We start from the raw sequence: 22,312 nt of genomic DNA, 5'->3' as shown, positions 1-22,312 counted from the left end.
CGATGCCACGATTCCACTTCGAGGCGGCCAATGCGAACGGCCAGGTCCAGGCGGGCGTGATGGACGCCGAATCGCCGCGTGCGGTGCGGCTGCAGCTGCGCGAACGCGGCCTGACGGCGCTGGGCGTGCATGAAACCGCGGCCGGCGGCGGGACCGCCTGGTTCGGTCCCAGGCTCAGTGCCACCGACCTGTGCTGGGCCACGCGCGAGCTCGCGAGCCTCCTGGGCGCGCGCCTGCCGCTCGAATCCGCCCTCATGGCCACCATCGAGCAGGCGGAGCAGAAGGTCGTGGCCGAGGCGCTGACGGCCGTGTGCACCCACGTGCGCGGCGGCATGCGCCTGGCCGACGCGCTGGGCGAGCGGCCGCGCGACTTCCCCGAGATCTATCGCGCGCTGGTGAGCGCCGGCGAGGACTCGGGCGACCTCGCGCGCGTGATGGAGCGGCTGGCGGACTACCTCGAGGGCCGGGATCACCTGCGCAGCAAGATGCTCACTGCCTTCATCTATCCCGCGGTGGTGGCTTTCGTGTCGGTGTGCATCGTGATCTTCCTGCTCGGCTACGTGGTGCCGCAGGTGGTCAGCGCCTTCTCGCAGGCGCGCCAGGAGCTGCCCATGCTCACGCGGGTCATGCTCGCATCGAGCGGCTATGTGCGCGAGTGGGGCTGGTTGACCGCGCTCGTGCTCGGCGGCGCCTTCGCCCTGTGGCGCGGATCACTGCGTGACGATGCGGTGCGCCTTCGCTGGCACCGCGCCGTGCTGCACCTTCCCATGATCGGGAGGTACGTGCTGGGCGTGAACACCGCGCGCTTCGCTTCCACGTTGGCCATCCTGATGGACGCCGGCGTGCCGCTGCTGCGGGCGCTCGACGCGGCGCGCCAGACGATGGGCAACGACCGGCTCAAGGCATGCGCGGCCGACACCAGTGCGCGCGTGCGGGAAGGCGCACCGCTTGCTTCGGCGCTGCGCGTGCAGAAGGTCTTTCCGTCGAACCTCATCCACCTGGTCGCAAGCGGCGAGAAGACCGGCGCGCTCGCGCCCATGCTCGACCGCGCCGCCGCGAATCTCTCGCGCGACCTCGAGCGCCGCGCCACGCGGCTGACGGCACTGCTCGAGCCTCTGATGATCCTGGGCATGGGCGGCGTGGTGATGCTGATCGTGCTCGCGGTGCTGCTGCCGATCATGGAAATCAACCAGATGGTGAAGTGAGCGCGCCGCGGCGTGCGACGCAAGGCCTCGTTGAGAACTTGCGTTCTATGTTTTTCCAAAGAGATGACGCACGTTATCGAAGGATCGAAAAACGTCGAGATGCGACAAAAAGAACATTCTCCCGTGCAAGTTTTGAATGTTCGGGAGCTTGGTGCATCGGGCGCGGATGCCGGATCCGTGACAAGTCACCGTGCCGTTGCGATCTTCCCGACGTGATGCGCCAAGGCTGGAGAGGAAGACCGAAGGTTTTCGCTCGATTCCCGATGCGGTGTCGGCCCGTATGGAGCCGCTGCCAATGGACGCCACCGACTGTCGAGTCGCGTCGAAATCTCGGGAGCGTTGCCGTTCGAACTGGGGATTCTTGTTCAACGCCGCGTCACTCCGATTCACCAAACTTGATTCGTCGCCGAGCCAATGGCGATATGTCTACCCAGTAGGGGGACGGGCGGAGCAACCGCAATGCCCAGGGATCTCTGTCAATTCGTTCGGGTTATTTCAATTTTCTCAATTTGCTTAGGAGCAACGCATGAAATCCGTGAACTTCCAACTCAAGACGCTGTCCGCGATGGTTGCAGTGGGCCTGATGGCCATGGCCGGTGCCGCATCGGCACAGACGATCGTCAGCGGCGGCGCCACGCTGCCGCAGCCGCTGTACCAAGAGGTGTTCACCAGCGGCCCCATCACGGGCACCTGGAGCTACACCGGCACCGGCAGCGGCGCCGGCAAGAAGGCGTTCCTGGCCAACAACCCGCAAGCCACCCCGGCTTCGCCTTTCAAGGACGCGACCGGCACGGCATGGCCCACCACGCAGACCGTTCACATCGTCGGCAGCGATTCGGCCCTGACGTCGGCTGAACTCACCGCGTACAACGCTGCCGCGAACCCCGTCGGCAAGACGCCCTACGGCGCGCTGATCCAGATCCCGGCCGTCGCCACCCCGGTTCTGCTGCCCTACAAGGAAACCGGCATCACCAAGCTGAACCTCACCAACCAGGAAATCTGCAAGATCTTCTCGTTCGACAGCACCGCTCGCAACTGGAGCCAGGTGTCCACCGTGGCGGACGACGGCGCCGTGGGCAGCGCGACCCCGATCCAGGTGGTCTTCCGCGCCGAGACCAGCGGCACGACCGAACTGCTCGCCAACTTCCTGAAGGCTGCCTGCGGCTCGTTCCTGCCGGCCGGCAAGTCGTTCACTTTCTCCAACGACTTCAAGACGGTCGTTGCCAGCGCGCTGCCGACCCTGACCGCCGCGGAAGATGCCAACGGCGACGGCATCCCCGACGTGTGGGTTGCAGCCACGGGCAGCGGCGGCGTGTCGACCGCTCTCGCTTCCAACCATCGCTTCGGCTATGTGAGCCCCGACGGTACCTACACCGGCAACACCAACGCCTCGGTGGCACGTATCAACACGTTCCTGCCGACGGCTGCTGCCATCCAGGCCGCCCTGCCGTCGCCCCCGCCGGTCATCGCGCGCGCCAACCAGCTGAACTGGGTTCCGGCCTACGTGCTGCCCACCACGACCTATCCGATCTACGGCACCACCAACCTGCTGCTCGGCCAGTGCTACGTCGGTGGCATGGGCACGGGTTCCGCCGGTGCGGCTGTGAAGGCGTTCCTGACGAACCTGAACAACGGCACCTACGACACCAAGATCACGGCTCACCACTTCGTCAAGCTTCCCGCCGCCTGGAACACCGCGATCAACGACACCTTCCTGACCGCGACGAACAGCCTGGCGATCGGCAACACGTCCGCCTGCAACGCCATCGGCCGTCCGTAAGTTCCGATGTCCTGATGCGAGACCCGGCCTGGTCGCGCGCCCTTCGCGGCGCGTGATCCGGTGGTCCGGATCGACCGATGCCAGGCAGGTGCGCATGCACCTGCCTGGCATTTCCCATTGGTGAGCCGACAGGACGCGGATTGCCGTTGGGAAGTGGAGATCAGTTCAGCGGAATCACCCGCCGATACAGCACCGCCGGCCCCGCGCCGGGGCGTACGCCGAGCGTGACCTCGAGCCCCGAAGCGGAGGTGCGCGCAGGCGCGGTCGCCGGCAGCGGACGCCAGCCCTGGTCGGGCTCCCAGGCACGCACATCGAACGAGGCGATGCCCTCGAGCACCGCGACGCGGTCGGCGGCCTGCGGCGGCGGCAATGGATAGTCGGCCACCGCGGGGCCGGCCGCGCGATAGAGCGTGCCCGATTGAAGCCACCACTGCACGCGCTGCCAGCGCCCCGGAGCGGCAGGCGCCGCGCGCACCAGCTCGATCAGGAACGGCGTCTGGCTCGAACGCCGGGCATCCATGCCCGCCGGCAGCAGCGTGACCGGAAGGACCGGCTTCTGCGCCGCCGCCGCTGGAGGCGCATCGGCCTGGGATGGCGCATCGTCGGCCGCGGAAGGAAGCTCGGTCGTGGTGCGCCATGTGAGATCGCGCTCGATCTGCTGCAGCACGCGCATCAGCCGCGCGGTGGCTTCGGTGCGCGCCTGCATCTGCGTGTTGGCGCGGCTCATGCTGTCCAGGCCGCGCCACGCGATGAGGCTGAGCACGGCCATGATCACGATGGCGATCAGCGCTTCGACGAGCGTGAAGCCCGACGCATGGTGGCATCGCGGATCGCGTGGCATGGTCTTCTTCACCGGCGCTTCCGGAGCAGCCGCGATTGCAGGCCGGCCACGCGCTGGTCGCTGTCGCGGCCCAGGTAGACGTCGACCTCGACAGTGCTCATGCCGTCTGCCGAGGGCACCGTGCGCACCCGGCAGACGAAGGGCTGGTCGGCCTGCTGGCATGCGAACTGTCGCAGTCCCGGGGCGGGCAGCGCGCTGATCTGCAGTTCGGCCAGGCTGTTCTGCGCGGAGAGCATCGCGAGCGATCGCTGCTCGAGCACGCCCAGGTTGGTTGCGCTCTGGCTCGTGATGCGCACGAAGGCGGCCAGGGCGATGCTGATGATGGCCAGCGCGATCAGCACCTCGACCAGCGTGAAGCCGCGCGAGCGGCACGGTTGCCTGGGTCGGCCCGGCACTGCAGTCATGGGGGCACCCTTGGCGCTGCGCTCATCTCTCAGCGCACCTGGAAGCCGCCGCTCGCATCGCGCAGGATGACGGCCTTGTACGGGCCGTTGTGCAACTCGAGCGTCCAGGGCGCGCCGATCCATTCGGAGGTCAGCAGCAGGGGCGCCGCGGGCGTGACTTCCACCACCGCGTTGCGCCATCGGCGCGGGCGCAGCGCATCGTCCTGCACGAAGCGGTCCAGTTCGCCGGCGGTCGAGACGGTGGGGACCACGCTGCCGGGCGCGCGAACCCACGTGCCGCGCACGAAATGGTAGCCGTCGCCGCGCGCTTCCCAGGTGATGACCCGTCCATCGATGCGCACTTCCTGCTGCGCCGTGGTGAGCCGCAGCGCGAGCTCGCGCGCGTCGAGCCGCAGCGGTTCGGCCGGGTCGGGCGCGACGCGCAGGGCGATGGCGGCCGTCGCGATGCCGATGATGACCAGCACGACCATCAGTTCGATCAGCGAGAAGCCGAGATTGCGGCGAAGGGATGTCATGAAATGGATCGCCGCGCCATGCGGTTCGGGGTCGATCCGCGGCAGCTCGGGAAAATCGTAGGCGCGGAATGTGGCGTTGACATGAACAGCCAACACTCATCTGCTCATACTGGCGTTTCTCGCGCACATGCAGCGCACGAACATCGCAGGAGTTGCAGGATGACCCGAACATGGAATTGGCGTCTGGCACCGGCATCGCCGGCACTGTCGGCGCGCACGGTGCATGCGCTGGGCCTTGTCGCGGTCGTCGCCGTCCTGGGGTACTGGGGCGCGAATCTCCACACCCCCGCGGCAGTGCCGGTAGCCGCGCCGGCCGCACCGGCGGCGCAGGCCGATCCCGCCGCTCGAACGGTGGCCGCGTGGCTGGGGCCGGGGCAATTGCGGCTGGATGTGGCCGTGGTCGGACTCATGCGCCGCGACGATCGCGCGGTGGCGGTGCTGAAGGTCAACGGCGCGCCGCCCAAGGCATTCATGACCGGGGAGACCCTGATGCGCGACGTCACCCTCGTGGCCGTCGATGCCGGTGCGGTCACCATCGAACGCGCGGGCGCGACAACGCGCATCGCCGCACCCGCGCGGCCCGATCCCGGACCGCCCGGGATCGTGCGGGTTCCCTGATCCGCCCGTCGATGCCAGCGCGCCGCGCCATGCGGCGCACACGCCGCATGGCTTCTGTCGCAGGCGTGTACGCCCACTTCTCGTGCGTGCTCATCCGTGAAGCCCCGAAGGCTCCTGCATTTTTTCTGCGGATTCCGCGATCGGTACTCGTCTGAAAGAGATCGGTTGCGGATCTTGGTCGGGCGGCAACCCGTTGCTGCTCGTGGATCGTCCCGGTTCGGGACAGATGTGGAGGTTGAGTGAAGAAGAATCCGAGGGATAACGTCTTTGCTGGCTCAGCGAGGAGCGTATCGATGCAGACGCTGGACAAGGAGCTGTCCAGGCACGTGGAAGTCGCTCGAACGGAGCCCGTGCCCATCGAACGGTATGGCGTGCCGTGGGTCTGGATCGTGTCGCATCCGTTGTGGATGGAGGTCGATTTCCTGAAGTCCTTCGTCCCCGACGACCATGCGCTGGTGGCGTTGCGCGAGGCGATCGACAGCACGCTGGCCTACGAAGGCGCCGTGCTGGGCGAGCTGACGCTGCAGTGCGCGAGCGGCGTCGATGCACGGGTGATCACGCGCGCCTGGCTGCTGCAGATCGTCTATTCGCTGGCCGATGCCAAGCGCGTGCGCGAAGGCCTGGGCTACAACATGCTGTGGCGTTGGTTCGTCGGCTACAGGCTGCGCTCCGAGCCCTTGCCCGAGCCGCAGGCCTTCATCCGCGACATCGGAATGATCAGCGCGGATCCCCATGCGATCGACATCGTCTGCCGCTGCCTGGACAACAGCGCGCTGCTGGCCGCGGACACCGAGGAGTTCTGCATCAACTACGGCCTGTTGCATACCTTGCGTTCGCACCATGGCGAGTTGGCGCGCGCATCGGCGCGCAGCAGCAGCGCTTCCTTCCAGTCGCGGATCGAACGCGGCGGGCAGGCGTTGACCGGATAGGAGGCGTTCCACGGTCGGGCCGGTGCCGCGCGCGCCTCGAAGGGCCTGCGTGGTTGCTGTCACATGTGTGCCATTTCGCACAAGGATGATCCCCTGATAAATAGGGCGCTCATTGCTATGCCGACGCAATCCATTGTTTCCTTGCTCCTCGTCCGGCGTCGCGATCGCGGAGTGCAGGGCGCCATCGGCAAGGCATGGTCGGCAGCAGGCGGGATGCGGTGCGCAGCTTCGCTTGCGACGTGATATGCCGCGCCACTTTCTGCGCCTGCGTGCTGGGGATGACGATGGATCCGGTCCTGGCGTCGGCAAGCGATGGCCCGGGTGCGGAAGTCGCTCCGGTGCGCGGGGAATCCTTCGACTTCGACGTTCCCGCGCAGCCGCTGTCCTTCGCGCTGGAACGCTACGCGGTCACCGCGGACCAGACGGTTCTCTTCAGCGACGCACTGGTGGCGGGCCGCACATCGACCGCCATCAAGGGGCGCTATGTCCCGCGCGTGGCGCTGGAGGCGCTCCTTGCCGGTACCGGCCTGGTGGCGGATGACTCCGATCTCCAGCTGAAGGGCTCGTTCGTGCTCAGGCAACTGTCGGCCGGCGGCGCGGCGGAACCGTTGCATGCGACGGGGCTGGACCGTCGTTACGACGGCCTGGTCCAGGCCCGCATCTGGGAGGCGCTGTGCGCCGATCCGCGAACCGCGCCGGGCAGCTACCGTGCGTCGCTGCGCCTGGTCATCGACAGCAACGGGCAACTGGTCGGCCCGCGCCTGATCCAGTCGACGGGCAGCGTGCGGCGCGACGGGGCGATGCTTGCGGCACTGAGCGGCCTGCACATGGGGCACCCACCGCCCGCGGGGTTGCGCCAGCCGCTGACGCTCGTGATCCTGCCGAGGGACCGCGTGGCGGGTCGTGCCTGCGCCACGGAGGGCGCGCCGTGACCGACAACGTGCTCCCGATGCTGCGCGGCGCGCTGGTCCAGCGCTACGAACAGATCAAGCGCAGTCTTTCCATTCAACTGGGCAGCCCCGAACTCGCGGGCGATGTGCTGCACGAGACCTGGCTGCGCCTGCACCGGGACGGCCACGTGGCGGGCCCGATCGCGAACCCGCAGGCCTACCTGGTGCGCATGGGCGTCAACCTTGCCATCGACATCCGGCGCAGCCAGAGCCGCATGCTGTCGGCCGAGGATGTGCAGGAACTGATGCAGGCCGTTCCGGACCCTGCCCCGGGACCGGCGCAGATCGCCGAGGCGCGCTCGGAACTGGATGCGCTGATGGCCGCGTTCGAAGAGATGCCTGCGCGCCGCCGCGAGATATTGCTTCTCGTGCGCTGGGAGCATTGGCCCCAGCGCGACGTTGCCAAGCGGCTCGGCATTTCCCTGCGCACCGTGGAAAGCGAGCTCAAGGCGGCGCAGGAACACTGCGCCGCGCGGCTGTTGCGGGAGCGCTAGCAGGATTCCATGACAGGTCTGCATTTCTTTTCAGCGGTTTTGTGTCTTGCCGTTCGTCTAGAGGACAGGGGGAGGCCTTGCAGCGGTGCCCGGTCACCCCGCGAGGCCCGAAATGCTGTTTGAAAACGAAGCAATGACCACACCCGAGAGTCTCGCCAACCTGCCTGATGTGCTCAAGGACGCACAGGCATGGGTGCGCAAGCTCACCTCGGGCCATGTCAGCGAATGGGAGGCGCAGGCGTTCAGGCGCTGGCGCGATGCCGACCCCGACCACCTCGGCGCTTTCCAGGAAGCGGCGCGGCAGTGGCGGCTGCTCGAATCGGCCGCGGGCCGGGTGCTCGGCACCCATGTGGAGGCCGCGCGCTATCACCGCAAGACGCTGCATCGCCCGCGCCTCGGCCGGCGTGCCTTTCTCGGCACGGCGATCGGCGGGGCTGCCGCTGCGGGCATTGCCGCCTATTCGCCGCTCGGCCTGTGGCCTGCCGCCGACCAGTGGGATGCCGACTACCGCACCGCGGTGGGGGAGCAGCGGGAGGTGTCGCTCGAGGACCGCGTGACCGTGGCGATGAACACGCGCACGAGCCTGCGCCGCGTGGGCGGCCCGGAGCAGGCCTTCGGACTGGAGCTGATCGAAGGCGAGGCGCAGATCGAGGTGCCCGACGACGCCGGGCTCGTTCGCCTGAATGCGGGGCGGGGGCGGGTGATGGCCAGGGCGGCGAGTTTCGAGGTCAGGTACCTCGACGGGCGCACGCGCGTCACCTGCCTGGACGGCCAGGTGAGCGTGGAGCATCCGGCGGGCCGGCGCCTGCTGCTGGCGCGGCAACTCGCGGTGTACGACAGCCGGAACATCAGCGAGATCGGTGCCGCCGATGCGGACAGCGCGGCGGCCTGGCGCCGGGGCGAGATGGTGTTCAGGCAGACGCCGCTGCATGCCGTGCTGGAAGAGATCAACCGCTATCGCCCCGGGCGCGTGGTGTTGATGGGCGAGGCGCTGCGCGACAAGTCCGTCACCGCGCGCATCAAGATCGCCGAGATCGAGACAGCCCTGCTGCAGATTCAGCACACCTTCGATCTCAGCGCGCGGTCGTTCCCCGCGGGCGTGCTCGTCCTGAGCTGACAAGGTCGCGCAGGCATTCCTGCGTTTCCCGGTGTCAGAAAAAAATACGTGCCTTTGCTGCGGATTCGCCGATCGGTAGCCGTCTAGAAAAATCAATCCCGAACCGTGGGCGCCGAGGCAGCCGTGGATCCCGGGATCTTCCGAGGCCGGCTGCGCGAGCACCCGCGCGGCCGGATCGGCTTCGATATTTCAGTGACAGGAACTCACATGAATACGCGCGGGCGCAGAGGCAGGGATCGGCAGTCGGTACGCGGAGGAAGCCCCAGGTTCACGATGGTGCCGATGGCGCGGGCCATTGCGCTGACGCTGGCGGCGGGAAGCATGATCGGCAGCGCACAGGCCCAGCGGGCCTTCAGCCCGGGCTGGATGGCCCAGAAGAACCTGATCCAGAACAACGCGATGCAGACCGGGCGCCTGCCCGACGGCAGGCCGGCGTCGATGTTGAGCAATCCGCAGGCCCAGCAGCAGCGCGCCAACGAGCAGCTCGACCGCTCCATCAACAACCTGAATCTCGCGGCGCGCAGCATCGCCGCGCAGCAAGCCGCACAGGCGGCCGCCCGCCAGGCGGCCGCGAACGATCCGTCGGTGCCGGATGGCCTGGCCGACGGCGGCCTGAAGGTCGACAGCAACAGCCTCACGGCCGGCTGGCACAACGCCAACGCGCCCGTGCAGTCGCAGGTCGATGGCCGCGCCAATGTCGCCATCCAGCAGACCGGGGACAAGGCCATCCTGAACTGGGAAACCTTCAACGTCGGGCGCAACACCACGGTCGACTTCAAGCAGGACCCGAGCTGGGTCGCGCTCAACAGGGTCAACGATCCGCAGGCGCGCCCCTCGCAGATCCAGGGGCAGATCAAGGCCGACGGCACGGTGCTCATCGCCAACCGCAACGGCGTGGTGTTCTCGGGCACCAGCCAGGTCAACACGCGCAACCTGGTGGCGGCCGCCGCGAAGATCACGGACGACCAGTTCCGCGACAAGGGCCTGTACGTCGACACCACCGGCAGCGCGCCCACGTTCACCGATGCGGCCGGTGCGGTCGTGGTGCAGGCCGGCGCGCAGATCGCGACGCATGCGCCGGCATCGGTCACGCAGGGCGGCGGCTACGTGCTGCTGCTGGGCAAGGAGGTGCGCAACGCGGGCCAGATCACCACGCCTTCGGGCCAGACCGTGCTGGCCGCCGGCGACAGCTTCACCATCCGCAAGGGCGTGGGCACCGAGGCCAACCAGGGCTCGACCACCGCGGGCAACGAAGTCTCGACCTCGCGCGCCGCCGACAGTGCGTCCGGCACCGTCGTCAACACCGGCCTGATCACGGCCACCACCGGCGACGTCACGCTGACAGGCCATTCGGTGACGCAGGCAGGCGTGATCGTGGCGACGACCTCGACGAGCAAGCGCGGCACCGTGCACCTGTCGACCCGGGCCGGCGACGAGACCGGCACCGTCACCGTGGCGGAGGGCAGCACCACCGCCATCGTGCTCGACGCGGGCAACGGCACGGCGCTGGACAGCCAGCGCGACGCGGCGCTCAAGCGCATCGGCAGCGCGGGAAATCTCACCGCCGGCGTCTTCGACAACCTCAGCGGCGTCGTCGATCGCAGCGATCTCTCGCGCGTCGAGATCGTCAGCGGGAGCACGGTCGAATTCCAGGGCGGCTCGATGACGCTGGCCACGGGCGGCGAGATCGCGGTGTCCTCGCCGAAGCGCACGCTGATCGCCAAGGGCGCCCAGCTGGACGTGTCGGGCGCGGTGGGCGTCAAGGTCTCGATGGAGAGCAACAACATCCTGATCAATGCGCAGGGCAACGAGCAGCGCGATGCGCCGATCAACCGCGACACCAGGAACCTCAACAGCCTGGACCTGTGGGTCGACCGGCGCAGGCTGGTCTTCGTGCCGACGGGCACCAACGGCTATCCCACGGACCGCTGGTACACGGCGGGCGGCCTGCTGGAGGTCGGCGGCTACCTGTCGACCAGCGGCCATTCGGTGGGCGAGTGGATGGCCCAGGGCGGCACCGTCACGGTCACCGGCGGCGACCTGGTGACGCGCGCGGGCTCCAGCATCAACCTGTCGGGCGGCACGCTGGACGTGGCCACCGGCATCATCCGGCAGAGCTGGCTCAAGGGCAGCGACGGCCGCCTGTACGAAGTGTCCGGCGCGCCGGGCGACCTGCTCTACGACGGGCTGTACCGCGGCTTCGAGAACACGCACGTGCGCTGGGGCAAGAAGGCGGCCGAGTACTTCTACAACCCGTTGATCGCGCCGCAGAGCCGGCTGGAGAACGGCTACACCGTGGGCCGCGATGCCGGCAAGCTGGTGGTGGCCACCACCAGTGCGGCGCTCGAAGGCACGATCGTCGGCGACACCTACCAGGGACCGCAGCAGACGCAGGCGGCGCAGGAGGGACTGGATGGCTACCACCAGTCGCAGAACGCCGCGGCGCGGCGCGGCCAGCTCATCCTCGGCCAGTACCGTCCGGTGTACGACACGGCGACGGGCACGCTTGGCTACGGCCTGACGCCGTTGCTCGACGAGGTCGCGCTGGGCGAGCTCACGCAGGGCGTGGCCGATGGCCTGCAGCTGGCCGACGAGGTCGCGCCCGAGCGCAAGGGCGTGGTGCTGCTGGATGCCGCGAGCCTGAGCGCTTCGGACCTGGGGGCGGTGCGCATCGCGGCCAAAAAGAACATCGAGGTCCGCAATGCATTGCAGGTTGCCGACGGCGGCGAGATCGTGCTGTATGCGCCGGCGCTGGATGTCGCGGCCGGGCTGACCGCGCACAGCGGCACCCTCCGCCTTGGCAACGTGCTGAAGCAGACCGACCTCGCGGGCCTGGTCAAGGACATCGGAATCGCCGTTCCCGCCGGCGTGGAAGGCGGTGTGCGGGTGCACGACGGCGTCACCCTCGACGCCAGCGGCCGCTTCAGCGATCTGCGGCTGGCGCAGGGCGACCCGGCCGGCCTGGCCCATGTCGACGGCGGCACGGTCAGCATCCGCTCGACCGAGAGCGTGACGCTGGCGGCCGGGTCGGTGATCGACGTGTCCTCGGGCGCGGCCGTGATGGCCGACGGCAGCATCGGCGGCGGCAAGGGCGGCTCCGTCCAGCTGGCCTCGGGCCTGACGAGCACGGGCGCGGGCAATGCCATCGCCGTCCTCACGCTGGACGGCGAGATTCGCGGCTATGGCGTCAAGGGCGGCGGCACGCTGGAAATCGAATCGGCGAGCGCGATCTCCATCGGCGGGAACCTGACGCCGGTCGACGGCGTGCTGCGGGCCGGGGACTCGGCGCTCGTCGACCTGGTCCTGCTGGAAGGCCACGATATCCATGTGCTGGCGGGCGGCGTGCTGCCCGTCGACTACAGCTATGTCTCGACGGTCGCGCGGCCTGGCGAGGCTGTCGGCCCGACTGGGCCCAGTCCGGGCGTGAACACCGTGCTCGCAGCCGACTGGGTGCCTCCGGTGCTGGGTTCCTCCACCAGGTACGGCATCTACATCGACGGAATATTCGCGATACGAACCGCTCAGGGCATCGAGATACAGGCCGAGGGCGGCCCGATACTGGACCATATCCCCGCGGGCTCCTCCGTTTCGTTCTTAGCGGACAGCGCAGTCGCGTCTGCTTTCGCCGAGTACATCGTTCCGTCGAATGTCTTCCCCAACGGCCTGCCGATCCAGGACCGCACGGTGGTGCTGCGCAGCGGCGATCGCGCGCCCTTCGACGTGACGGTGAAGATGGAGGCCGGCTCGCGCCTGGCGGCCGGCTCGGTGCTGCCGATGGATGCCGCGGTGGCGGCCACCACCACGCTGGCCACCGGGCTGTTCCAGACCGGGTTCGCGCAGTACAACGTGCGCGCGCACAACGGCCTGGTCGTGCCCGACGGCGTGGCGCTGGACGTGAACATGCCGGTGCTTCGGGCGGACACCTCCGCGTTGTCGCCCGGGGCCGACATCCGGGGGGCATTTCAAACCTGGCTGCCCGACCTGTACCAGGCGCATCCGACGACCCGTACGCTGGACCAGCGTCGTGGCGCCGGCCTCTCGCTGGCGGCGGGCATCGCCGATGCGCTGGCGTCGGGCAACGGCCGCGGCCTGGACGTGGGCGAAGGTGCCGCCGTGCGGGTCGATCCCGGCCAATCGCTGGCCCTGTCCAGCCAGGGCAACCTGACGGTCGATGGCCTGCTGCAGGCGCAGGGAGGACGCATCAGCCTGCTGGGCCCCCAGATCGGCACCGCCGGCGCCGATGGCGTGGCCAGCACGCGCGCCATCCTGCTGGGCGAACATGCGGTCCTCGATGCATCGGCCGCGTCCCTCACGGCGACCGATGCACGGGGCCGACCCTTCGGCCTGCTGACCGACGGCGGCAGCATCGTCGTGGGCGGCACGATGCAGGCGTCGGACAGCCGCTCCGTCGCCTCGGACGCCTTCGTGGTGATCCGGGAGGGCGCGGTGCTCGATGCCTCCGGCGGCTCGGCGCGGCTGGATGTCGACGGCACGGGAACCCGAACCGTCGCCAGCGACGGCGGCAGCATCCAGCTCGCCTCGGCCAACGGCCTGTACATCGACGGCAGCCTGCGAGCCCACGCGGGCGGCGCGGGTGCGGCGGGCGGCAGCCTCACGGTGGCGCTGGAGGCGCCCCTCTATGAAAAGCCGACCACGGTGGACAGGGCGGTGCTGGCCGTACGCGAGCTGGGCATCGTCCAGCAGCGCGCGCCGGGCGCATCCGATGCGGCGGGGCGGCTCTACGGCCACGGCGCACTGGGCGTGAACCAGGTGCAGGACGGCGGTTTCTCCTCGCTCACCCTGTACAGCAACGGCCTGGTGAGTTTCGGCGGCGATGTGAACCTGGCGATGAACAGGGAGCTGCGCATCTACTCGGGCGCGCTGGGCGTCGCGAGCGATGCAGCTCCCACGATCAACGTGTCGCTGTCCGCCCCCTACATGCTGCTGGCGGGCATCGTCGACAACGCGGCGCGGGATGGTTTCGTGCGTCCTTCCTATCAGGGCGGCGTGAGCACGCTGGACTCGAGCGCGGTGCTGAACGCGCAGGCAAAGCTCATCGACATCAAGGGTGCCGTCACGCTGGGTCTGAACGACACCGTGGGTTCGTCGAAGGTGGAGCGGGCTGGCTTCGGCCAGTTGAACCTGGTGAGCGAGGGCGACCTGCGTTTCGTGGGCGGCGGCCGTTTGCAGGACGGCGCAACCACCGATGTCGAATTGAACAGCAGCGGCGACATCCTGCTGCGCGCGGCACAGCTGTACCCAGCCACCGGCGTGTCGGCGCGCGTGCTGGCAGGTCGTGCGAGCGCCGAGGCCTACGATCCGGCCGGGCGCCTGGTCATCGAGCGCCAGGACCCACAGGCGGCCGACCCGGCACTGCCCTACTCGGTCTTCGGTTCCCTGACGATGGGGGCCGCCAACATCGAGCAGCACGGTGTGCTGCGTGCACCGCTGGGCTCGATCACCCTGGGCACGGATGTGTCCCGCACGTTCGGCCAGACCGCCTCCGTGAACCTGGCGAGCGGCAGCCTCACTTCCGTGAGCGCGGCCGGGCTCGTCATGCCCTATGGCGGCACCGCCGACGGCGTGACCTACAGCGACCTGGGAACGCCGGTGTCCCTGCTCGGCGTCGGCGCCGGAACGATCGAGGTCTCCGGCCGGAACATCGCCACGCAGCAGGGGGCGGTGCTGGACCTGTCGGGCGGCGGCGACCTGCGCGGCGCCGGCTTCGTTTCCGGTCGGGGCGGCTCCACCGACGCGCGGATGAATCCGCTGATGCAGACCGGCCGCAACAGCTTCGTGCTGCCGGGGCTCGACAGCAATCCGGTCTATGCCATCGTGCCCGGCTATGCCTCGGCTTATGCCCCTGCCGGTGGCGGCGGCGCCGTCGATCCGCGGATCGGCCAGCAGGTCACCATCGGCGCCGGCGACATCCCGGGACTGGCCGCCGGCACCTACACCCTGCTGCCGTCGAACTACGCGCTGCTGCCGGGCGCCTTCCGGGTCGAGGTCAATGGCGCGGCGACCGGCCTGGTTCCCGGCCGGGCCCTGCCGATGCGCAACGGTTCCTTCGCGGTGGCCGGCCAACTGGGCACCGCCAACACGGGCATGGCCGACAGCCTGTCCAGCGCGCTGGTCATCACGCCCGGGGACATGCTGCGCAGGTACTCGCAGTACAACGAAACCAGCTATGCCGACTTCGTGCAGCAGCAGGCCGCACTGGCCGGGACCGTGCGCGCCATGCTGCCGGCGGACGCCAGGACGCTGGTCTTCCAGCTGCCTTCCGAAGCCGGCAGTTCCTTCAGTTTCGAGGGGCTGGCGAACTTCACGCCGGGCAAGGGCGGACGCGGCGGCACGGCCGACATCGTGGCGAAAGGGCTCAATGTCGGAGACGGGGCGATCGAGGTTCTCGCCAATGGCGCTTCGCCCACCGGCGGTTTCGAGGGGCTCTCGTTGCACGCGGGGGACCTCAACGCCATCGGCGCGGCCCGCCTGGTCGTGGGCGGCCGTCTGTCGTCGACCTACGGCGCGCAGAGAAACGGCCCCAACCTCAGCAACTACGTCGACGTGGTGGGGCAGACGGGCCGCATCGTGCTGCGCGAGGGCGCCGTCCTGAAGGCACCCGAGGTGTTTCTGGTCGCGCTCAACACCGAAGGCGGCATCACCGTCGAAACCGGTGCGGGCATCAACACCATCGGCACCGGCAGGGTGGCCTTCGATTCGACGGATGGCTACCTCTACCGGCCGGGTTCGGCCTCGGTACTGGCGGCTTCCAACGGCTGGCTGAACGTGCTGGCGCCCGAAGCGGACCGGTCCTCGTCGATCGGTTCTGGCCCGATCGCGCTGGGTGTCTGCGGCATCACGTGCACCGGCACCACCCAGCTCTATTCGGAAGGCACGTTGCTGGCCGCAACCCGCCGCGATTTCCAGCTCGGCGACAGCGTGCGCTATGGCACGCGCAACCTCGTGCTGGCCGTCGGGACCGTGAACGCCGGCAGCGAGTCGGACCTGGCGGCCGCGGCCACGCAAGGCGCGCTCACCACCGGCCTCACGCTGAACCAGACGGTGCTCGACCGCCTGCTGCGCGGCGACACCGCCTACGGTGCGCCGGCCCTGGAGCGGCTGGTGCTGACGGCGGGCGAGTCGGTGAATCTCTTTGGCAATGTCAGCCTGGACACCATCGACCGCGCCACCGGCAAGTCATCGCTGGCCAACCTGGTGCTGTCCACACCGGCCATCTACGGCCACGGCGAGGCGGGCGATGTCGCCACCATCAACACCGGCAAGCTCACCTGGGCGGGGCTCGCGAACGAGGCCCCGGCGCCGATCGTCGGCGGCCGCGGCACCGGGGCCGGCAAGCTGGCGGTGAATGCCGACGTGATCGAGTTCGGCTACGACGCCACCGCGCAGCCCAGCGGCGTGGACAATTTCAGCCGCACGATCCTGGGCTTTGCCGATGTGCAGCTGAGCGCCGGCGAGCGCATCACCGCCAACCGGAAGGGATCGCTGTCGGTGTACCAGTCGCAGGTGGCCGATGCGAACGGGCCGCGCCGCGAAGGCGGCAACCTGGTGCTGACGGCACCGCTGATCACCGGTGCCGGCGGTTCGGTCAACAGCATCACCGCGGGCGGCACCCTGCAGCTGCTGGCGCCGGCCGGCGGCGCAGCCGATGCCAGGGCCACGAGCCTGGCGGCCGACGTGCAGGCCGGCGCCGAGCTGAGCCTGACCGGCCGGGCGGTGCGGATCGACACCACGGTGGCGCTGCCCAGCGGCAAGCTTTCCGTCACGGCCGACGGCGACATCGTCCTGGGCAATTCGTCCTGGCTGGACCTGGCCGGCCGCGACATCGCCCTGTTCGATGTCCACCGCTATTCGTGGGGCGGCGACGCGACGCTGCGCAGCACCTCGGGCAACATCACCCAGGCGGCAGGGTCCACCATCGACCTCTCGGCGCAGAACAACAACGCGGGCCTGCTCAGCGCAACGGCACTGGCGGAAGGGGCCGGCCGCGTGGACCTGCAGGGCACGCTGCGTGCCGGCGCCAGCGGCCGCTACGACGCGGGCGGCACCCTGGTGCCCTATCGCGCGGGCGGGGTGGACATCCGCGCCCAGCAGCTGGGCAGCGGCGGCGCGCTCACCGACGAATTCGCGGCGCTCAACAACCGGCTGAACGACGGCGGCTTCATGGGCGAGCGCAGCTTCCAGCTCAAGCAGGGCGACCTGCGCATCGGCAACGAGTTGAAGGCTCGTCAGATCAACATCTCGCTGGACAACGGCCGCCTGGAGGTGGCCGGCACCATCGACGCGAGCGGCGAGCAGGTCGGCAGCATCCGCCTGGCGGCCGCCCACGGCCTCACGCTGGCGAACACCGCCGTGCTCGATGCCCACGGCACGGTGCTGCGCGTGGACGGCTACGGCAAGATCATCGACAGCCCCAACCGGGCCATGGTGGAGCTGGACTCCGGCACCGGCACCCTGACCCTGGCCGACGGCGCGCGCATCGACCTGCGCCACGGCACCGGCTCGAGCGGCGGCGACGGCAGGAACCGCGGCACGCTGGACCTGTTCGCACCGCGCATCGGCAGCGGCGGCCTGGCCACCGACGCCGATGCGGCCACCTTCGGCGACATCGCGATCGATGCCCGCGGCCGCGTGAACATTCAGGGCGCGAAGTCGATCGCGGTGTACGGCAGGCAGCGCTATGCCGACGCACCCTTCGGCACCGATGCGGCCGCCAGCGGTCGCCCCTACCAGGTCATCGACCAGAACTACCTCAACGGCAAGAACGACGAAGCCGGCTTGTTCGTCGATGCCGCGCTGCGCAATACCGATCTGCTCGGCACCCGGCTGGCCGGCCTGAACAACGCTGCCTACCGCGATGCCTTCCACCTGCGCCCGGCCATCGAGATCGTGAGTGCCACGCCCGACGGCGACCTCGTCGTGCAGGGCGACCTCGACCTGTCGGGCCTGCGCTATGCCAGCCTGAACCCGAACACGCAGAAGACCGGCGTGTACGGCTCGGGCGAGGTGGGCGCGCTGACGCTGCGCGCCGGCGGCGACCTGTCGATCTACGGCAGCATCAACGACGGCTTCGCGCCCCCGCCCGGAACGCCCGACGACGGCGGCTGGCTGCTGACCTCCGGCGTGCAGGCCTTCGGCGGCGACGTGGTGGTGCCGGTGGCCGGCGTCACCCTGGCCGAAGGCACGACCTATCCGGCGGGCAAGACACTGAACTACGCCATCACGGTGAAGGACGTCACCCTGCCCGCCGGCACCGTGCTGCCCGGCGCCATCACGCTGGACAGCGGGTTGACGCTGCCCTTCGGCACGGTGCTCGCGGCGGACGTGCGCGCGCCCGACGGCAGCGTGCTGCTGCCGGCGGGCCGGATGGTGGGCACCGGCGGGCTGGAGCTGCCGCCAGGCGCGCAACTGCTGGCCGGTGCGCGCCTGCCCGTGGCGGTGACGCTGCTGCAGCTGACCTGGCCGAAGGGCGCGGCGCTGCCGGTGGCGATGGTGCAGTCCGGCGCGCTCACGCTGCCGGTGGGCGCGCTGATCGCCGCCGGCACGAACGTGGTGCTGCCCGACGATGCGTTGTCGGTCGATCTGCGGCCGGCCGATTCGACCGGCCGCCAGGCACAGAACTGGGCGGTGGCGCAGATGCTGCCGGAAGGCTCGCAGTCATGGAGCCTGCGGCTCGTTGCGGGCGCCGATCTCGATGCGGCCGATCGCCGGTTGACCCGGCTGGATGCGGGCAGCATCCTGCTCGCCGACACCCACTACACCGTCTATCGGGAAAAGAAGATGGTCGGCGGCGGAGGGGTCTGGTATTGGACCGACGGCAATCTCTATGGCCAGCCCGGCGCCAGCCCGGTCGGGCCGGAGTACCTGGACCCGAGCTTCAACGTCTGCGAACTGCAGCCGGACCAGTGCGTCCAGGTGTCCTGGCTGTGGGCGGGCGACAACCTCTATGGCCAGCCCGGTGCCAGCCCGGTCGGGCCGGAGTACCTGGACCCAAGTTTCAACGTCTGCGAGCTGCAGCCGGAGCAATGCGTCGCGATCGGCACCAACGGCACGGTCAAGGTGGTTGCCGTCACCCCGAAGTCGCCGGTCTTCAGCGTGCTGCGCACCGGCACCGGTGACCTGGACATCGCGGCGGGCGGCAACTTCTCGATGCAGTCGCCGTATGGGGTCTACACCGCCGGCACGCAGACCCGGCTGGGCGATGCCGCGCTCGATGCGGCCTACAACCAGTCCCGCGGGCGGGTGGCCGGCGGCACGTCGGTGCTCGGGACGGCGGCCGGCGATCTGGCCGGCGGCTACGAAAAGCTGGTCAGCGGCACGGACAGCCTCTACAAGGCCTGGTATCCGGATGGCGGCGGCAACCTGTGGGTCGATGTCGGGGGCAACCTCACAGGGGACTCCTGGAGCGCCAGCAGCCAATTGGCCGCGGCCAGCGCCAGCGTGGGCAACTGGCTGTGGCGCCAGGGCACGGGCGGGACCGCGGGCGTGAACGACGTGCCCACGGCATGGTGGCTCAACTTCGGCACGTACGCGATCGATCCGCGCGCCAATTCCTCGCTCTGGCCCGCCGTGACGGGGTTCACCGGGATGGGAACATTGGGCGGCGGCAATGCCACGATCCGCGTCGGCGGCGACGCCGGTGTCATCACCACCCGTTCGACCGGCGTGGCCGACGAGAACGCGCCGGGCAGCAAATCGGCACGCAGCCAGGGGATCGTGCTGGCCGTCGGCAGCACGGGCCGGGTGCTTCCGGACGACAGCCTGGTTCTCACCGGCGGCGGCGATCTGAACGTGCGCATCGGGGGCGGATGGAACGGCAGCATGGCGGGCCGCCTGGCCAACAGCAGCACCGGCGTGGCGCAGACGCACGAGCTGTACGGCGGGCTGGTCAACCTGCGCGGCGAAATCGCCATGAGCGCGGGGCAGATCGGCACCATCCAGCTGTTCTACGGTGCCGCTCAGGATGCCAGGGAGGTCCGGGCACCGAGTGCCTACACGTCCAGCCAGTCCCGCGCGACGGGCGGCCTGATGCTGATGGAGGGCGATGCGAGCGCGACGATCGCCAGCCGCGGCGACCTGGTGCTCGGCGGCACGGGAGACGCCGGCCTGGTCGGCACGCCCAACGGCATCGCCTTCACGTCGCCCAACGGCAACGGTGAAACGGGACAGAGCTGGTTCACGCTGTGGACCGACCGGACGGCGGTCAACCTCTCGGCTGCGGGGGGCAACCTGGCCTTCGACACGCGCGCCAGCGAGACGATCGCGAAACCGCTGACGGCCAACTGGGACTACACGAGCAACGGCGGCTGGTTCCTCCTGCCGGGCAACGTGAGCGCCGTGGCAGGCACCGGCAGCATCTACTACGGCCAGTCGGCGGCGTATCTCAACACCTTCGGCGGTGCGACCCAGTGGGACAACGGCGGCCTGCTGCTGGCGCCGCTGGGCCGGCGCCGCATCGAGCTGCTGGCGGGCGATTCGCTGTATGGCGGCGGCTACGCCATCAGTTCGTCGGGTGCGAATGCGTCGGCCATGGCAACGATCCATCACCCGGGCTTTGTCGGATCCGATGCATCGGGCGCGCCGCTGGTCACCAACGCCAGCGCCACCGGCCCGCAAGTCGGCCTCGGGCTGTCGCCTTTGCTCGCCTTCGGCATCAACAGCGTGGGCGGCAGCGTCGGCGTGTCCGACGGCGCATCCGGCCCGTCCCGCTTCTATGCGCTCCATGGCGACATCGTCGGGCTGCGAACGGGCACCACGGCGACGTACAACGGCGGTGCGCGCGTCAACGAGGTCGACTACGTGGCGGCCGGCCCCATCGCCGCGCGGGCCGGGCGGGACATCGTCTACGCGGGAACGCGGATCGGCGACACCCTGTCCTCGGTCAGCGGTTTCACGAGCGACTCCTCCGTGTCCGCAACGGTGGCCGGCAACCTGATCGTCCACACCAACAAGAACGACGTCTCGGTCATCGAAGCGGGCCGCGACATCCTGTACGCCAACTTCGACGTCGCCGGCCCCGGCACCCTGGAGATCTCCGCGGGCCGCAACCTGATCCAGAACGACCGGGCCAATCTCACGAGCATCGGCCCGGTGATCGCGAGCGATGCGCGCCCCGGCGCCGGCATCGTGGTCCAGGCCGGCGTGGGACCGCAGGGCGTCAACTACACGGGGCTGCTGCGGCAGTACCTCGAACCCGGCAACCTGGCCGCGACCGGCACGCCGCTGGCCTCCCAGCCGGGCAAGGTCGTCAAGACCTACGGCGCCGAACTGGCCGCATGGCTGTCCGAACGCTACGGCTTCGCGGGCACGGCCGAGGAGTCGCTGGCCTACTTCGATGCCCTGGCACCGGAGCAGCAGCGCATCTTCGCGCGGCAGGTCTACTTCGCCGAACTGCGCGAGGGCGGACGCGAATACAACAACGCGGACAGCCCGCGCTCCGGCAGCTACCTGCGCGGGCGCAATGCCATCGCCGCGATGTTCCCCGAGCGCAATGCCGACGGCCAGCCGAACGCCTACCAGGGCGACCTGTTGATCTACGGCGGATCGGGCATCCACACGAACCTGGGCGGCGACATCCAGGTGCTGACGCCCGGCGGTGCGCAGACCTACGGCGTGGAAGGCGCAGCGCCGCCTTCCACGGCGGGCCTCATCACGCGCGGGGAGGGCAGCATCCAGCTCTATGCGCTGGGCAGCATCCTGCTGGGCCAGAGCCGCGTCATGACCACCTTCGGCGGCGACATCCTGGCCTGGTCGGCAGAGGGCGACATCAATGCCGGCCGCGGCTCCAAGACCACCGTGGTCTTCACGCCGCCGCGCCAGGTCTACGACGACATCGGCAACATGAAGATCTCGCCCGACGTGCCCAGCACGGGCGCGGGCATCGCAACGCTCAATCCGCTGCCCGAAGTGCCGCCCGGGGATATCGACCTGATCGCGCCGCTCGGGACCATCGATGCGGGCGAGGCGGGCATCCGGGTGTCGGGCAACGTGAACATCGCCGCGCTGCGTGTGGTGAACGCCGAGAACATCCAGGTGCAGGGCAAGTCGGCGGGCCTGCCCGTGGTGGCGGCGGTGAACGTGGGCGCGCTGACCAATGCCAGCGCGGCTGCGAGTTCGGCGGCGGCCGCGGCGCAGGACGTGATGCAGCGGGAACGTGCCGAATCGAGAAAAGCCCTGCCCTCGGTCTTTACCGTGCGCGTGCTGGGCTTCGGCAACGAGCCGGCGGAGGGGAGCGAAAAGTCGTCGACCCCGGCGCAGCAGGGCGGCCCGCAAAGCAGCAACAGCAAACGCCCTGCCTACGATGCGCAGAGCTTTGTGCAGATTGCCGCGCACGGCGATGCGTTCGACCCCGCCGTGATGTCGAAGCTGTCGGAGGCGGAGCAGCGTGAATTGCGGCAAGGCAAGTAGTTTTTCCTCGCGCCCTTTTCCTCGCAGCCTCGTG

General features: G+C 69.4%; 12 protein-coding genes. 8 read left to right on the top strand and 4 right to left on the bottom strand.

Translation table 11 applies throughout. The annotated features are described in order from the left end of the window. Nucleotides 1-2 precede the first annotated feature (2 nt). Nucleotides 3-1,205, top strand: a complete 1,203-nt coding sequence (gene gspF, locus GNX71_RS32175) for a type II secretion system inner membrane protein GspF (RefSeq protein ID WP_206176139.1) — start codon at nucleotides 3-5, stop codon at nucleotides 1,203-1,205. 45 nt (nucleotides 1,206-1,250) lie between these two features. Here the strand turns inward: gspF and GNX71_RS32170 are convergent, their stop codons facing one another. Then, nucleotides 1,251-1,574, bottom strand: coding sequence for a hypothetical protein (locus GNX71_RS32170; protein ID WP_206176138.1), 324 nt, complete (start codon nucleotides 1,572-1,574; stop codon nucleotides 1,251-1,253). 157 nt (nucleotides 1,575-1,731) lie between these two features. On the opposite strand from GNX71_RS32170, the gene GNX71_RS32165 reads away from it, so the two are divergent. Then, complete coding sequence (locus GNX71_RS32165; RefSeq protein ID WP_206176137.1) at nucleotides 1,732-2,985, top strand: substrate-binding domain-containing protein; 1,254 nt, start codon at nucleotides 1,732-1,734, stop codon at nucleotides 2,983-2,985. Nucleotides 2,986-3,145: 160 nt separating this feature from the next. On the opposite strand, the gene GNX71_RS32160 is transcribed toward GNX71_RS32165, so the two are convergent. Genes GNX71_RS32160 through GNX71_RS32150 form a run of 3 tightly spaced genes read right to left on the bottom strand, consistent with a single transcriptional unit; the run spans nucleotide 3,146 to nucleotide 4,745 of the window. Then, entirely contained in the window at nucleotides 3,146-3,838 is a 693-nt protein-coding gene (locus GNX71_RS32160) for a prepilin-type N-terminal cleavage/methylation domain-containing protein (protein WP_241027105.1), read from the bottom strand. After that, on the bottom strand, nucleotides 3,835-4,230 hold the full coding sequence (gene gspI / locus GNX71_RS32155) for a type II secretion system minor pseudopilin GspI (RefSeq protein WP_206176136.1): 396 nt from the start codon (nucleotides 4,228-4,230) through the stop codon (nucleotides 3,835-3,837). Before gspI ends, GNX71_RS32160 begins: the two co-directional genes overlap by 4 nt. 29 nt (nucleotides 4,231-4,259) lie before the next feature. Further along, nucleotides 4,260-4,745, bottom strand: a complete 486-nt coding sequence (locus GNX71_RS32150; RefSeq protein ID WP_206176135.1) for a prepilin-type N-terminal cleavage/methylation domain-containing protein — start codon at nucleotides 4,743-4,745, stop codon at nucleotides 4,260-4,262. A gap of 159 nt (nucleotides 4,746-4,904) precedes the next feature. Here GNX71_RS32150 and GNX71_RS32145 point away from each other — a divergent pair, with 159 nt between their 5' ends. From GNX71_RS32145 to GNX71_RS32120, 6 genes are all read left to right on the top strand, one after another. Then, the gene (locus tag GNX71_RS32145; protein WP_206176134.1) at nucleotides 4,905-5,363 is read left to right on the top strand and encodes a hypothetical protein; all 459 of its coding nucleotides are present in this window, start codon (nucleotides 4,905-4,907) and stop codon (nucleotides 5,361-5,363) included. Between the two features lie 293 nt (nucleotides 5,364-5,656). Continuing rightward, complete coding sequence (locus GNX71_RS32140) at nucleotides 5,657-6,292, top strand: transposase (RefSeq protein ID WP_206176133.1); 636 nt, start codon at nucleotides 5,657-5,659, stop codon at nucleotides 6,290-6,292. A gap of 338 nt (nucleotides 6,293-6,630) precedes the next feature. Further along, nucleotides 6,631-7,224, top strand: coding sequence for an STN domain-containing protein (locus GNX71_RS32135; protein WP_206176132.1), 594 nt, complete (start codon nucleotides 6,631-6,633; stop codon nucleotides 7,222-7,224). Next, on the top strand, nucleotides 7,221-7,736 hold the full coding sequence (locus GNX71_RS32130) for an RNA polymerase sigma factor (RefSeq protein ID WP_206176131.1): 516 nt from the start codon (nucleotides 7,221-7,223) through the stop codon (nucleotides 7,734-7,736). The genes GNX71_RS32135 and GNX71_RS32130 overlap by 4 nt, the downstream gene beginning before the upstream one ends. Before the next feature lie 133 nt (nucleotides 7,737-7,869). Further along, nucleotides 7,870-8,853, top strand: a complete 984-nt coding sequence (locus tag GNX71_RS32125) for a FecR domain-containing protein (RefSeq protein ID WP_206176130.1) — start codon at nucleotides 7,870-7,872, stop codon at nucleotides 8,851-8,853. 282 nt (nucleotides 8,854-9,135) lie between these two features. Further along, nucleotides 9,136-22,278 carry a filamentous haemagglutinin family protein gene (locus GNX71_RS32120; RefSeq protein WP_206176129.1) on the top strand — a complete coding sequence of 4,381 codons (13,143 nt, stop codon included), beginning with the start codon at nucleotides 9,136-9,138 and terminating at the stop codon, nucleotides 22,276-22,278. Nucleotides 22,279-22,312 lie beyond the last annotated feature (34 nt).

The organism is Variovorax sp. RKNM96 (assembly GCF_017161115.1).
Taxonomy (GTDB): domain Bacteria; phylum Pseudomonadota; class Gammaproteobacteria; order Burkholderiales; family Burkholderiaceae_C; genus Variovorax.
This window is presented reverse-complemented; position numbering and strand designations above follow the sequence as displayed.